Origin of the sequence: Klebsiella sp. PL-2018 (genome assembly GCF_019048985.1) — a bacterium.
GTDB classification, from domain to species: domain Bacteria; phylum Pseudomonadota; class Gammaproteobacteria; order Enterobacterales; family Enterobacteriaceae; genus Klebsiella; species Klebsiella michiganensis.
This window is the reverse complement of record NZ_CP077674.1, coordinates 14,931-29,578: the sequence shown is the minus strand read 5'-3', so window position 1 is coordinate 29,578 and position 14,648 is coordinate 14,931. Positions and strand designations below refer to the sequence as shown.

The window sequence follows — 14,648 nt, the reverse complement described above, 5'->3', positions numbered from 1 at the left end:
ACACATATTACCTGTTCGTTATCATGAGTGGATATTCAGATTCCCCCGATGCAAAACTCTGCAACCTGCAACAGATTGATTAAATGCGCGAAGCGCATAAAAGGCGGCTCACAGGACTTACGTTCTGCGCTATTGCTAATCCGCCGAAGCCCGGCGAAGCCGGTACTGATTGAAAGGTAGCACCTATCAACCCTCCACCCTTGTATGTAATAGGTGCGTGGTGGTTAGCTACTACCATATGAAGCGAAGTGAGCCAGCCCCCCTCCCGAAGGTAATACCTTGCTTAGCAAGCTTATGGTCCTTCGCTTCACCTTTCACGCCAGCAATAATCTTGAACGGTTACCATGGTATGCATGGGAGCCACGATTGAAACGAATTATCGGCCATGATTTTGGTTCCCGAAGCAAGAAAACCCTTTGTAAGCTGTTGAAACTGCTATCGGGATTCAATGTCGTTTTTTGGTGTACGGATGGTTACAGGGCCTACAACGACGCTTTGCCTGCAGCAAAACATATCGTTGGCAAGCTTTATACACAGCGTATTGAGCGTGAAAATCTGACGTTACGTAACCGATTGAAACGCCTGAATCGTAAGATGCTGGGATATTCAAAATCTCCCGAAATGCACGACAGGATCATCGGCACTTTCATTGAACGCGAGTATTACTCCTGATTCAGAATCAACTTATTGAATACACACCCCCATTAATGCGACAAAACCCGTTTTAATTCCTATCAATCAAATCGCAGTCGTCAGGCTGCGTACTTGCTCACCCCCTGTCAGACAGGGGGAGAACAATATCAGGTCTTAAAAAAAGTATTTAAACCGGACACGGGCACCGTATCGATCATCATCGCCGCTGCTGTTAAATTTATTATCGCTATCGAGAATGGAATAATATGCTCCGAGATAGATATTGAAGTTCTGCATATTCATCACGTTCGGTATTTGATACGAGGTGTGGAAGGTATGAATGTTGTATGTCCCTTTACCTTTAATCCAGCAATCGTCATCACAAATCACCCTGTAATTATAATCGCTGATTTTATTATGCGCGTAGATATATCCCAGCTCAAAGCGCTGCCATAGAGCATTCACCCCAGTAGTGAAATCCTTCTCGTTGCTGGCGTCCATATAAGCAGTATTCAGGTTCACCACCACACCGTCTTCCGGGTCGCTCTTCAGGCCATTCCAGGTCATGGTCAGGCCGTAGCCGGTGCGATCGGACTGATCGACAAAGCTATCCTGCCCGTTTTTATAGCCATAGGCGTTTTGTACCACATTCGCCTCCATTGCTGCCGCAATAGAGAATTCATCCTTCGCCCATGATACGACAGGACGCAGATACGCAACGTTCTTTTTCTGCTCCATCTTACGACCGTGGTAGCCGTTTTCGGTATACAGCGATGTTCCATCTTCCAGAAGCGTGTTAAGTTCAAAATACCAATTGTCTATCTGTTTACTCAGCAGGAAGTTGCCACCTGCATCAGAGCGACCGCGCCCCTCTTTCATCATGTAGATATAGCCGTGACCGTCGTTGTATAGATCGTTGGCAGTATTACCCGAATGTTCGACGAAGGTATCCTGGTTTAGCGGGAACATATCGTAAGCTTCAAAACGTCCTATTTTAACCTTCCAGTCATTTTCCTGACCAAAGAAGAAAGCGGCATCATCAAGATTTACAGAACCGGTCATATCGGCGAGGGGTTGAACGGAGAATCCGGCAAAATATTCGTTGTCCAGTTTACGTATCCCGTCAAAACCCAGCAGAATACGGCCATTTAAATCCCACCTATCATAAGTCTGATCCCTGCCAATGTCGGCATTGGTCATTGCCAGCAAGCCTCGTTTACTTTCTGCATCCATATTAAACTCAACATCGCCGTAAATTTTCAGGTCACCGTAACCAGATAATTCTAATTCAGGGGGCGTAATATTTTTTTTACTTTCCGTGGCGGGGACCTGATTTTTTATCTGAATTGCATTTTGGGAAGGGGACATAGTGGCGTTTTGTCTGTTCTGCAATTCTTTTACTTGGTTTTCCGCCACAGTCGCCCGCCCTTCGGCTGCCGCAAGGCGTGCTTCAAGCTGCTCCATACGTTGTTCGAGCGTCAGGTTGCCACTTTCAGCAACAGATGAACCAGCGACTAAACACAAACCTATGGCAATTGATAATGCTTTGATTTTCATTTCACATTCCTTGATATGCAAATATTTGTAAGGGATTGAGTGAAAATGTAATGCTGTTTTGTCTCTTTGGGGGAGTAATTTCGAAGGGAATCAAGTGTTTTGAGAAATAGTTCACAAATACATTAAAATCCGAAGGATTGCCAAAGAGTCGCGTTCAGTCTTTGACTGTAGGGAGCAGGGTATAAGCACGCCCAACTGCGTTGTCTTTATCCAGGGTCACTGTCCAGCCACATGTGGCAAACAGCTCCGTCACGGCGTCAATATTCCCGGTAATGCGAACTGCCAGGGGATAGCGTACCCTGCCGTTCCCTTCAAATCCATTATCAATACTGCTGCGCAAAGCAAAAATGCCGTTTACGCCGGCATTCAGCTTCACCGCATAGCGGCCGGTCCACTCGCGATCAGACATCAGGCGGTAAATCCAGCCGGCATCTCTGGCGAGTTCAAAAGCGTAGGTCAGGCGGAACAGGTCATTCTGGTCGCAAAGTTTTCCGTTACAGGAACGCCAGAGGTAATCGAGTTTTTCAGGCAGCCGGGCCTTTGTGCCGAGAGTTCGCCCCTGGTCGAGCAGCCATTCGATATCCGGGGTAACGTTGCGGGGAAAACGGCGTTGCTTCAGGGCTGTGGCCAGCCAGCGGGTCAGGAAGAGGTTTTCCTGAGAGGCGGACTGTACGATGCCGTCCCGTTTAGCCAGCGCCAGGGCAATGAGCCCACACCAGGCCAGGTCCCCGGCTTTATTCAGTTGTGACATGATTCTGCGTCTCCCTTGACGTATAGGAAATTGAAACCTTTTCTGTCCAGGTATGAGGTGGTTGAAATTTAATCATTATTTGATTTGTGTGTCCGTGAGGAATTCGGTGATCCACTGGCTGGTGATGATTTGCGCTCTTTCTGGTTGTATTTCAGGCAGCCAGAGTGCTCAGGGCGGATCTTCCCTGCGTCAGGCCGGGATATACCTCATCAGGCTAATGTCCCGCGCGTGGATTTTCAGCCCCTGCAGATTCAGACCCGCCACAGCCCGGCGGTACACCATCCGGCTACCGCACAGTACGCAGGCAAACGGGTCACGCCGCAGGAACTGCTTACTCATCTGCGCGTAGCAGACCTTCGGCAGCTGCGCCGGGTTATCCATCCCCAGCGCGCTGTAGACCACCGGCAGCTTTTCTCCGAACACACGGTTGGCCAGAAAACCAAAATACCGCACCATCCGGAAGAACTTCTCCGGAATATGCTGTTTCAGCCGCGCCACCATTTCCCGCTGTGTCTGCGTCTCTGTGGCCTGCTCACCGGTGTTGTGGTCGTGGTAGCGGAAGCTCAGCGTGGCACCGCCTGCATAGTGTGCCAGCCGGGAGCCCGCTATCGGCGGCTTTTTCAGGTAACGGCCCAGGTATTTCACTGTGTTTTTGCCGCCGGCCGTCTTTTTTGACATGTACACATGCCAGTAATCGCCACCCGCGATCAGTATCAGGCTGCGCCACTGTGATTCGGTGGTGATATGTGACAGGGACGGCGGCAGGGCCACGCCTTCATACCAGGTGCTCAGCAGCAGCTGGCGAATATTCCACATCCAGCGGGTGCGCATGGCGTCCTTCCTGAAGCTGATTTTCTTCCATTGACCATGCTCATCAATGCCGCCGCAGGTGACAGAGACGTGCACATGGGGATGCCAGTTGAGACGACGACCATAAGTGTGAATGGCGCAGAAAATGCCGATATCCAGCGCCCTTTTGCCAGCGGCGTAAAGCAGGTTATCGACAGCCAGGCGGCAGAGGTCGTTAAGCAGCCAGCGATTGGCTTCAAACAGGGGCCACAGTGTATCGGGGAGAGTGAAGACGAGGTGTATCCAGTCGCAGTCCGGCAGACGGTTAAGCTGAGCGGCAATCCACAGGTCGGTGGCCTTTTTACCACAGGACGGGCAGGCCCGGCTGTGGCAGGCATTGGTGATGTATTTAACATGCCGGCAGCCGGCGTTATCGCAGCCGTATTCCTTCACGCCGCTGATGCGGGTGCCGCAGGCGAGCATTTTGGTGACGGCTTCGACTTCGATATAGCGCAGACCGCCGGCGTCGAGGAAAGAGGTCCAGCACTGGTTGGCCGTGAACAGCTTTTTAAGTGGTCGTGGAGTAAAACCGGACAGCATGGGGGAAATTAAGCGTCAGTCGTCTGCAGGCGGGAAAGAGCTGCGGTGTCACCCCGGCGCTCCAGCATGGATTTGGCGGCCATAACAGGCGGCGGGTCCATGGGTTTGCGCATCTTCATCCAGTCCCATTCACGGTGAGAGAGCTTATCTGCGCCAACGGAGAGCAGAATGGTATCGATACTTTTACGGGTCATCATGGTGGAACGGCTCTGAGGGAAATATGTAGCCAGATCATACATATTCAAATCGGGTTATAGCAACTCAGAGCCCGGCAAATGGCACGGTTTTCAATTTGCAGCCGTCAGGCTGCCCTGTTCTACTAATTTCAATCACCTCTGATTGTGCAAATGTTAGGCTGGAAAAGAATAACATTGCTACTAATATATTTTTATTCATTTATGACTCACTTTTTTCGCAACAGAAAACGAGGCCAAAAGAAATCCTGATGTCAGCAGAGCGATAAAATATACTGGTTTAATTACAGCTGGAATAAGTGAGCCAAGGCTGGCACCTATGAATAATATGCATGTGTATAATGAAACAGCAACACCTCTGTTGGTCTGGTCAGAAAAAAGTGCTACGCAATAAATCATTGCAGGTACTGCAAGTGATACGGCGCACGAAAAAATAAAATGAACAATAACTGCCGGGAAAAACCATGATCCTTCAGCGATGGACATTGCATATTGAACTGGTACGGTTATGGCAATAACCAGTAACATAATGGACAGTAGTTTTGCTGGCTGAATATGCTGGAATATGAATCCTGAGAAAAGGCATGCCATCATTCCCAATGTGGCTGTATTTCTTAGTATATTAATGTCGATATTTGCTAAGGCATCTGTCCTGATATGTGACAGGGTTATATAGTAGAAAGAAACAAAGCTCATCAAAACGAATAGACTTGCAAGATAAATTCTGGAGAGAGAACGATCAGATAGAGTCGATAACAACGTCTTTAGGGCTAAACCGGCATGATTTTTCTTCCCGGGTATTTGTGTTTTTTTTCCTTTATCTGCCCACATAGAAAAGCAGATGGCTCCAACGCAATACATTATGCAGAGAAGCAGCATAGCTTTTTCCAGTGATTCGTTGACCATCAATGAACCGTAGAGTTGTCCCAATGTACCAGCAAGAAGGAACGAGCAGCTTAGGAGCGAAATTAGAAACTTCTTTAACCTCTCTTGGAAATTCTCAGCAACCCAGGCCAACACCACTGGTGGGAAAGAGGAGGCTATAAACCCCTGTATGCATCGTAGGGCAAGGATACTGTGAAAATCACTTTGAAATGCAATCAACGCTGTTACTGCTGCCAGGGCAAAGAGTCCTGAAACAATGATTTTTACTCTACCGAATTTATCTGAAAGAAAGCCCCAGACTAGAAATCCGACAGCATAAAACCCCCCAAATGCTGACGTAAGTAACCCTGTCAGTGAAGATTTAGTTCCCAAAAAATGATTCATGATATCGACTACAGGCAGTAGCAGATACAACTGTGTAACAACGGACAATGCAACCAGCGGGACAAGTAACACCACTAAACTATGCTTCACAACACTTTTTGATGATACAAATTCTACACTAGACATTATACAACCTCTACTTTGCGATACAGCAATACATCGTTTGAAGATAAACTACAATTATTGATTCAAGTGGTCAAGTCTTGATGTTTATCTCCTGAAAAACTAAAATAGATTCAGTAGATAAATGCATTATTGATGAGGACCCCTTACATATGGATCTACAAAAGGTATCTGACTCTTATGAGGAATTTTTATCTAAAATAATCATAGGGATAGGTGAGGTTTCGGAAATTACAGGAATTCCTATTAGGAAACTGCGTTATTGGGAAAGTAAAGGAATCATTAAAACCATTGATGGTGAAGCAGGAACACGTCAGTTCAGCCTTTTTGAAGTTAAAAAAGCATTATTGATTCTTGAGCTGATTGAGGATGGGTACACACTTGACGGCGCAGCTGCGAAGGTAGAAAAGCGACTGTCAAGAATCAAAAATATTATGGATATGTTGAGTATTTCTTAAAACTTTGGCTCTTGACCTGTCGTCCTGGCAGGTCAAGGGGTTTGACGCTCAACGGAACGGTTACACCCGTTAAGGCCTTTTTGTCCGATAAATCAAAACATTGTGGACAGTGCAAAACGCACTCAAAACAGTGTGTTTTTAATCGCTAAATGGCATTTAACGGACATCGTTGTCCATAAATCGACTTTTAAGACAATCTTTCACGCCTAACGTGAGTTTTCGTTCGACTGAGCATCAAACCCCTAAAAGCTTGCGTTACTGTGTCCGTACAGCAAATCAATCTGCCGTTTTCATGCCGTAAGTTTGTCACCAGATTGGCGATCTGGGTGGCCGCAAAGAACCATGAAATGCGCACTTATACAAACTCACCTTTGGTTAGTTTGTCGTACGGTCTGCGACAAAGAAACAAAACGGCAGCAAGGACAGGATGTGCAATTGTATAACCGCGCACGCGCAGCCGCACAATTACCCCTGGTCAGGGCTGCGCCCGACACCCCAAAAAATCAAAAGCGTCTATCAGGTGGAAGGCGTCGCAGGGCTCCCCCCCACCCCTGATAAGATAAGGGTGTTTTGTCTGCCGCGTCGTCAAGGGCAAGCGGAGCGAGTGTAGTTCACCCTTGACGAAATCAGGCAATGAATAGCCGTTTTTGGGGTGAGTTTGGAGATCGGAAATTATTGTACGTTTAGCGCATAATTAACCAACCCAACCCGTAAGGGATTGATTTAGAGCCAGTGGCTATCGCTTTTAAATTATCGCGTATTCCGTATCGCATTTAGGTTATCCGATTAGACAAAATCCACGGAAAACGGCGTATAGCGAGGGGGTACACCCTATTGCGATAGGTAAGCCTGTTCAAAAAACAGGCTTACCGTACAATAATTCTCTATATCCAAACTGACCCCTTTTTGCATAAAAAAGCGTACGCACGGTGCGTGCAAAAACCCGCATGTGCGCCGTCTTTTAACTCGGACCAAAGATATAGTATCAACCTGCTTTAATCCGCATGGTCACGGAGAAAAATATGACCTTATTATTTATGTAGTGCCTACTGAACCAATGAAATCAAGAATGGAAATAATATTTGATGACCTTGCGGCACAAGGCCGATTCTTTGTCATGACAATGGAAGTATTCAAGCAAAGATTCACTAAAACAGACCTTGGTTCCCGTCTTGAAGCCATCGAACTACGCCGAACACGGGATAAAATTGCAGAACAAAAACGGGAACAACAGAAAGCAGGACTAGACAAGATTGATAGAAAGGAACTTGCAGAAAGAGAAAGACAAGCGCTGCTTAAAGGGGTTTGAAGCCCAATGGCGCGGAAACGTACGTTAAGAACTTAACTATATGATTTTAAGTCAATAAATCCGTGGTATTGTTGGGCTGGTTCACGTTGATTTGATTACCGAGTTTATTAACACGGAAAGTCCCTGAAACCGCATGGCTACTGGCATTGGCGGAAAGAGTAAACAAAACCCTCGTTTTCTTTACTCACCTGATCTGCTCAAAAAATACACTTATCGTACGATCTCGTACGGTTGGGCCTCAACCCCCGTTTACCGGTGTCATTCCGCTGTTATGGCCGCGTTTGTCTCATTCCACGCCTGACACTCAGTTCCGGGTAGGCAGTTCGCTCCAAGCTGGACTGTATGCACGAACCCCCCGTTCAGTCCGACCGCTGCGCCTTGTCCGGTAACTATCGTCTTGAGTCCAACCCGGAAAGACACGACAAAGCGCCACTGGCAGCAGCCACTGATAACTGATTTAGAGGAGTTAGTCTTGAAGTTATGTGCCCGTTAAGGCTAAACTGAAAGGACAGATTTGGTGACTGTGCTCCTCCAAGCCAGTTACCGCGGTTCAAAGAGTTGCTGCTCTGGAAACGAAAAAACCGCCTTGCTGGGCGGTTTTTTCGTTTCCAGAGCAAGAGATTACGACGCAACGAAAATGATCTCAAGAAGATCATCTGCGATATTCAACAGATACCTATCTGTTGAGTCATAAAAAAGCCACATAAGTGGCTTTTTTATGGGTGGTACGTCAATTTAAGAGACTGTGTACTACAAAGATCAGACACAGAATGATGGTCAGCACCTGGCTTATAAGTGGTGCTTTAATAAACGCCGTAAGCAGTTCGGCCATACGTTTATTCCTTCATTTTGATAGAAAATAAGGAATACCGGTTCACGTTGACGTAGATTCACCCAGGGGGTAACATTACCTTGTTTAAAAGTAACGACAACGTGAACTTCGGTACATGTTTTCGGGCAGCAGTCGGCGATTCGCACTCGCTGACTGAGGCGAGAAAAAGAATCCTTACGGATTCTTTTTTTTTGCCCTTTCGTCCGTCGCTCGGATTATATCATAACGGGAAATGTGGCGGGCGAATCGCCCTAGCAGCTAGATTTACCATAACATCCCTTGCGTGCACCGCCTGAGAGGCCCTCAGGGCGTTTCTGACGGGAAACCGGTAAAAGGGGTTTGAAGCCCAATGGCGCGGAAACGTACGTTAAGAACTTAACTATATGATTTTAAGTCAATAAATCCGTGGTATTGTTGGGCTGGTTCACGTTGATTTGATTACCGAGTTTATTAACACGGAAAGTCCCTGAAACCGCATGGCTACTGGCATTGGCGGAAAGAGTAAACAAAACCCTCGTTTTCTTTACTCACCTGATCTGCTCAAAAAATACACTTATCGTACGATCTCGTACGGTTGGGCCTCAACCCCCTAATACCGCACCATCCGGAACCGTTTCTCCGGCACATGCCAGGAGAAGCGTTCCATAAACTCATCCCCGCTCAGCGTCAGCGTCTCCTCCTGCTTTGTCCGGTGACTGCGGTAGCGCATGATAATTTCATCCCGCCCGGCGTAGTGCTCCAGCCGGCTCATCGACACCGGGGGCTTCTTAAGGTAAGCCCCGAAGTACATCGCCACGTGCGTGGCGTTGTCCATCACCTTCGACACCTGCACATTCCATTTTCTCCTGTAGTGCCGGTCCAGAAAGCGATTCCAGTCCTGCCTGCTGCGACTTTCTGCAGCCAGGGTTGTCGGTATCTCCAGCCGCCAGAATTCCCGGCGCAGCAGGTCAGTGATACGCCAGCGCCACATCGGCATCACGTTGCGGGCGTAAAACTGCACTTTCTTCCAGGTACTGGTGTCAGTAATCCCGCCGGCCGTTGTGGAAAGGTGAATATGCGGATGCCACTGCTGGTCGCGCCCCCAGGTATGGATGACGCTGAAGCAGCCCGACAGAAAGTCGCCGCGTCGGCCGGTTTCCAGAACAACATCGGCCGCGAGTCGGCTCATTTCGGCGAGCAGCCAGCGGTTATGGTCTATCAGGGGCCAGAACTCACAGGGTAGGGTGAAGGTGATGTGCTGCCATTCACCGTCGGGCACCAGGGCGAGAAGATACTGTATCCAGACTTCGCCGGCTTTTACGCCGCAGTGTGGGCAGGAGCGGCTTTTACAGCGAAAACAGACTTTTTTGAGTGACCACATCCGGGGTCAGGGCATTGCCAGCATGTGTATCCCATGAGCGTGGTGCCGCAGGCCATGATTTTAGTGACGGCCTCAATGACAGCGGGACGAACAGAACCTTCAGGCTGTTTGTGAAACCAGCTAAGCCAGCGTTTGCCTTGCTGAAAGATATCGGCGAAGCGGGGAAGCATAATCATTTCACAGAAGAAGTGGGAGCTGAGGTTATAACAGTCGCCGAAGGCCATGACAAGTCGCAGCCGTCAGGCTGCCTACTTGGTTAAGCTCAGACTACCTCAGTGCAGATCAAAATTTCAGTGCACCGAATAGCCAGTGCACAACTCCAAAATGTAATGCTGCCTACCAGCCTAAAGAGAGCAGTGACAGAGTGGCCGGTTCTGTCGCATTAAGGGATCGTGGGGTAACATGCTATTTTTTAAGATGTTACCTGACCATGCCTTTGATCCAAAATGCCTTCAGGCGGCTGCATTATCCCGTCGATATTATTGCCCAGAGTGTTCGCGGGTACCTGGCTTATGCCCTGAGCCTGCGTAATCTGGAGGAAACGATGACTGAGCGCGGCATTGTCGTTGATCATTCCACGCTCCATCGCTGGGTTATCCGCCTGGTGCCGTTGCTGGATAAGGTCTTTCGCCGACATAAGCGCACAGTCGGTCGGCGATGGCGTATGGATGAAACCTACATCAGAATCAAAGGTCAGTGGAAGTATCTGTACCGCGCAGTGGATACCGACGGCCAGACCATCGACTTTTTGCTTACCGCCAGACGGGATGCGGCAGCAGCGCTGCGCTTCTTCCGCAAAACTATCCGTAACCACGGCGGGCACTGTTGCAAAGATCTGGTGATGGTAACTGATGCCACTGTTTAGTTGACGGAGCAGCACATGAACCCATTCAAAGGTCGACATTTTGAGCGTCATATCATCCAGTGGGCCGTCCGCTGGTACTGCAAATATGGCATCAGTTATCGTGAGCTGCTGGAAATGCTGGCTGAGCGAGGGGGAAATGTCGACCACACCACGATTTATCGCTGGGTTCAGCGTTATGCACCTGAGATGGAAAAGCGGCTGCGCTGGTACTGGCGCCAGCCTTCCGTTTTTGGCTCATGGCATCCAGATGAAACCTACGTGAAGGTCAACGGACGCTGGGCTTATCTGTACCGCGCTGTCGACAGCAGGGCTGCACCATTGACTTTTACCTGTCTTCACGTCGTAACACCAAAGCCGCATATCGCTTTATGGGTAAACTTCTGAATAATACGAAGCGCCTGCAAATTCCACGGTTGATCAACACAGATAAAGCCCCGACGTATGGGCGGGCGCTGGCATCGCTGAAGCGGGAAGGTAAATGTCCGCAGCATGTGTAGCACCGGCAGATAAAGTACCGGAATAATATAATCGAGTGCGATCATGGCAAACTGAAACGGATAATCAACGCCACGCTGGGCTTCAAATCAATGAAGACGGCATATGCCACAATCAAAGGGATTGAAGTTATGCGTGCGCTACGGAAAGGTCAGGCAGAATCATTTTATTTTTGGCATCCCCTGGGCGAGATGCGTCTGGTGAGCAGAGTCTTTGAAAGATAAGACCTTCAAATACTACGAAGGGCTAATTCATCAATAACTTTGCAACAGTGCCAAAAAACAGCATCTTATCTGACGACTTCTAGATGCGACAGAGCCATAATATACGGGAGGGTAAATAATTGCAGTCCTCTCATACATATGGGAAGAACTTATTATTTATTAATTCGTTATTCCTTTTTATTATGAATAGTGGTAAAGGTATTAAAAATGGGAATATTAAACTTTGTGAAAGATGCTGGTGAAAAAGTTCTGGATGCCATATCTGGTGGTAATAAGGAAGATAAGGCCGAAAAACTGAAAGACCATATTAACAACCTTAATCTGCCAGGAACAGACAAAGTCAATATTATCGTAGAAGATAACGGCAGCGCTGTGGTGATCGGGGATGTCGACACTCAGGAAGATAAGGAAAAAATTCTGGTAGCCGTAGGTAACGTGGCTGGCGTGGAGCAGGTCACTGACAGTGTGGCTGTGATACAAAGTGGCGCTGAAAGTCGATATTACACGGTGAAACCAGGTGACACGCTGAGTGCTATTGCGAAATCGATGTATGGCTCTGCCAGTGATTATCAACGTATTTTTGAAGCAAATAAACCAATGCTGATGGATCCTGATAAAATCTATCCAGGGCAGGTGCTGATTATCCCAGACACCAGGCAGTGACTCCGGTATGCCAATATTATTTGAGGAAGAGTCTCAGTAAGAGGGTATTCGGATAATATGAGCCTGTACAAAAAATTATGTACAGGCTCGGACCGTTTTATTATCGAGTTCGATGACTGCCTGGACGATCACTTCTGAGAAAGGTATTTACACAGAATGTGTATACTGGGTCACAGGCTCAGTTCTGGTTTTTTTCACCGACTTCGTCGGCCTTCTCATTTGCCGTGGTAGCCATATCAGATGCTTTTGCTGCTGCCGAATCTTTCATTTCAGTGGCTTTTTCACCGACAGCACCAGCCTTCTCCTTTGCCGTGGCAGCCATATCAGATGCTTTTGCTGCTACCGTATCTTTCATTTCAGTGGCTTTCGTACCGGCGGCATCGGCCTTTTCTTTTACAGTTGAAGCCATATCGGATGCTTTCGCTGCTGTCGTATCTTTCATCTCAGTGGCTTTCTCACCGGCTGCATCGGTCTTTTCTTTTACAGTTGAAGCCATATCAGATGCTTTCGCTGCTGCCGCATCTTTCATTTCAGTGGCTTTTTCACCGACAGCACCAGCCTTCTCCTTTGCCGTGGCAGCCATATCTAACGCTTTTTCAGCCGCCGCATCTTTCATTTCAGTGGCCTTCTCACCAATGGCGTCGGCCTTCTCTTTTACTGTTGAAGCCATATCAGTAACGTCACCTTTAGCTTCCTTTGCGGAGTCAGTCACTGCCTCTTTTGTCGAGTCATCACACCCTGCAAGAAATAAAAATGCCGGCAAAAATACGGAAGCCAGTTTCAGCTTACTCATGATAATACCCTTAGTTTATTAGTTGAAAATTATATCCCAGACCATTGTGCTGCATCCGGACAAAAGTAAAGTCCATGCAGATGCAGTTACCAGGTTTACTGTATTTTAAGTACACTTCCATCCATTGTAATGAACGTCAGCCTGCCGTCCCAGAACTCAGCAATATAGACATCATCAGCCTTAATCCCGGCTTTCTGTATGCTCGCTGAAAGCCAGGTTTCATCCCTTTCAATCCTCTCCAGCTCTCTGGGCCTTACGCCACCGTCTTTCATGACAATAACAGAAGGCATACTGCCCCCTTCACATACAGCAGTAACCTGGCCATCCGGCTCAATTTGCGCGTAGATAATCTCCTGAAAAGAATGTATCCCCTGGGAATGGAGTTGCGAGGAAATGGCCAGGATGTCAATCTTATTCTTTTTATCTGCGATGATATCGGTCAGGAAGCGTCCGTCTTTGATAATGGGAATAGAGTCACCGATGGCAACGCTACGGAAGAAACTGACTCGCCTGGCCAGAGCATTAAGAATGGATATCAGCGACACTCCCATAAGCAGGACAATAACATACTGATAAAAAGGGATGGCATCGCTGTAGATAACGCCACCAATAATTCCACCGATGACAAAGTTACCGATAAGGTCAACAGGCGTCATCTGCGACAACTGCGTTTTCCCCGACAGGTTAAGGTGAGTAATGACAATAACGAATCCCGTAAGAAATTTGAGTATGACCCAGCCGTAATATTCCATGTATACCTTCTGCCTGCATTGTACTGTAATGGACATGATTTTTGATGTAACGCGAAGAGGCCTGTTGCGCAGTCAGCAGAAAATTAGAGCTACACTATCTGCTGCCACCACGGATAACATCAATTATTTATCGTCTGATATCTGTTTTTTTTCTTTCAGAAGGTCACGTATCTCCGTAAGTAGGACCTCTTCACTTGATGGCTGAGGGGCTGGAGCTGACTCTTCATGGTTCTGGTGGAGTTTATTAATAATTTTAACCATCACAAAGATTGCAAACGAGACGATAAGAAAGTCTGAAACATTTTGCAGGAACAGTCCATAATGCATCACGATGGCCGGCGTTTCACCGCTGGCAGCCCGGATAGTATAAGCGAATTGCCGGAAGTCCACTCCGCCAATCAGGACCCCGAGAGGGGGCATGATAATATCTGCGACGAGAGAGGAAACGATTTTTCCAAAAGCCCCGCCGATGATGACCCCCACAGCGAGGTCAATAACATTACCACGCATTGCAAATTTTTTGAATTCCTGCAGAAAACTCACCATTTTCTCCTTAAGTTATCTGGCATAAAAATAGGGCATTAACCTGGCCCTGGCGTAAAATATATCGTTAGTAGATAATGAGCGACATTTCCAAATAAATTACTCATCGGCCTCTGCGTGCAGTGAATGTTTAGTCCTCGTCCGCAGACGCTGTTCTTTGTCAAAATCATCACCACAGTCAGCAGAGCAGAAAGCGGTCCCCGGTATAACAGGCATATCCCGGCACCATATACACATGCCGTCAGGGCTGCTTAACCGGAATCTCCTGCGGGAAAGCGCAGCAGTTAATATTTCATGCTCCCTGATTTGGGCTAAATCGATTTCGTCCATAACGATGCTCTGAAGTATATGTCTCAGTGAATGTACTGAGACCGCCCTGCTTAGCCCGCGCCAGGGCGACGAGGCTATACAAGGACAGACCTCAGGTTTTATTCAGTT

12 protein-coding genes and 4 pseudogenes are annotated in these 14,648 nt (G+C 47.8%); 7 read left to right on the top strand and 9 right to left on the bottom strand.

The genetic code is table 11. The features are described from left to right. Positions 1-342: 342 nt before the first annotated feature. Positions 343-672 (top strand): annotated as a pseudogene (locus MKleb_RS27690) (IS1 family transposase); the annotation flags it as partial. 135 nt (positions 673-807) lie between these two features. Here the strand turns inward: MKleb_RS27690 and MKleb_RS27685 are convergent. The 5 genes from MKleb_RS27685 to MKleb_RS27665 form a co-directional block, all read right to left on the bottom strand. Then, on the bottom strand, positions 808-2,190 hold the full coding sequence (locus MKleb_RS27685) for a carbohydrate porin (protein WP_217076921.1): 1,383 nt from the start codon (positions 2,188-2,190) through the stop codon (positions 808-810). Positions 2,191-2,344: 154 nt separating this feature from the next. Then, positions 2,345-2,941 (bottom strand): DUF2913 family protein, encoded by a 597-nt coding sequence (locus MKleb_RS27680; RefSeq protein WP_217076920.1) that lies wholly within the window; start codon positions 2,939-2,941, stop codon positions 2,345-2,347. Between the two features lie 189 nt (positions 2,942-3,130). Beyond that, positions 3,131-4,330, bottom strand: coding sequence for an IS91 family transposase (locus MKleb_RS27675; RefSeq protein ID WP_217076918.1), 1,200 nt, complete (start codon positions 4,328-4,330; stop codon positions 3,131-3,133). 8 nt (positions 4,331-4,338) lie between these two features. Then, positions 4,339-4,527, bottom strand: coding sequence for a hypothetical protein (locus tag MKleb_RS27670; RefSeq protein ID WP_217076917.1), 189 nt, complete (start codon positions 4,525-4,527; stop codon positions 4,339-4,341). Between the two features lie 195 nt (positions 4,528-4,722). Next, positions 4,723-5,919, bottom strand: coding sequence for an MFS transporter (locus MKleb_RS27665; RefSeq protein ID WP_217076916.1), 1,197 nt, complete (start codon positions 5,917-5,919; stop codon positions 4,723-4,725). A 149-nt stretch (positions 5,920-6,068) separates the two neighbouring features. Between MKleb_RS27665 and MKleb_RS27660 the strand changes: the two genes are divergently transcribed. Both MKleb_RS27660 and MKleb_RS27655 read left to right on the top strand, forming a co-directional pair. Next, positions 6,069-6,374 (top strand): MerR family transcriptional regulator, encoded by a 306-nt coding sequence (locus tag MKleb_RS27660; protein WP_217076915.1) that lies wholly within the window; start codon positions 6,069-6,071, stop codon positions 6,372-6,374. A 1,069-nt stretch (positions 6,375-7,443) separates the two neighbouring features. Then, the gene (locus MKleb_RS27655; protein ID WP_217076914.1) at positions 7,444-7,683 is read left to right on the top strand and encodes a hypothetical protein; all 240 of its coding nucleotides are present in this window, start codon (positions 7,444-7,446) and stop codon (positions 7,681-7,683) included. Between the two features lie 1,424 nt (positions 7,684-9,107). Here the strand turns inward: MKleb_RS27655 and MKleb_RS27650 are convergent. Continuing rightward, positions 9,108-10,045: pseudogene (locus MKleb_RS27650) on the bottom strand (IS91 family transposase); the annotation flags it as partial. Between the two features lie 260 nt (positions 10,046-10,305). Between MKleb_RS27650 and MKleb_RS27645 the strand changes: the two are divergent. The 4 genes and pseudogenes from MKleb_RS27645 to lysM all read left to right on the top strand — a co-directional run. Then, positions 10,306-10,692 (top strand): annotated as a pseudogene (locus tag MKleb_RS27645) (IS6 family transposase); the annotation flags it as partial. 63 nt (positions 10,693-10,755) lie between these two features. Continuing rightward, positions 10,756-11,237: pseudogene (locus tag MKleb_RS27640) on the top strand (IS6 family transposase). Between the two features lie 9 nt (positions 11,238-11,246). Further along, positions 11,247-11,459 carry a DDE-type integrase/transposase/recombinase gene (locus tag MKleb_RS30330; protein ID WP_416381402.1) on the top strand — a complete coding sequence of 71 codons (213 nt, stop codon included), beginning with the start codon at positions 11,247-11,249 and terminating at the stop codon, positions 11,457-11,459. A 207-nt stretch (positions 11,460-11,666) separates the two neighbouring features. Further along, a complete protein-coding gene (lysM, locus tag MKleb_RS27635; protein ID WP_217076913.1) occupies positions 11,667-12,122 on the top strand; it encodes a peptidoglycan-binding protein LysM in 456 nt (151 codons plus the stop codon). A gap of 178 nt (positions 12,123-12,300) precedes the next feature. On the opposite strand, the gene MKleb_RS27630 is transcribed toward lysM, so the two are convergent. From MKleb_RS27630 to mscL, 3 genes are all read right to left on the bottom strand, one after another. After that, a complete protein-coding gene (locus MKleb_RS27630; protein WP_217076912.1) occupies positions 12,301-12,915 on the bottom strand; it encodes a hypothetical protein in 615 nt (204 codons plus the stop codon). A 95-nt stretch (positions 12,916-13,010) separates the two neighbouring features. Continuing rightward, on the bottom strand, positions 13,011-13,667 hold the full coding sequence (locus MKleb_RS27625; RefSeq protein ID WP_217076911.1) for a DUF421 domain-containing protein: 657 nt from the start codon (positions 13,665-13,667) through the stop codon (positions 13,011-13,013). Positions 13,668-13,790: 123 nt separating this feature from the next. Next, complete coding sequence (gene mscL / locus MKleb_RS27620; RefSeq protein WP_324110127.1) at positions 13,791-14,210, bottom strand: large-conductance mechanosensitive channel protein MscL; 420 nt, start codon at positions 14,208-14,210, stop codon at positions 13,791-13,793. Between the last annotated feature and the right edge of the window lie 438 nt (positions 14,211-14,648).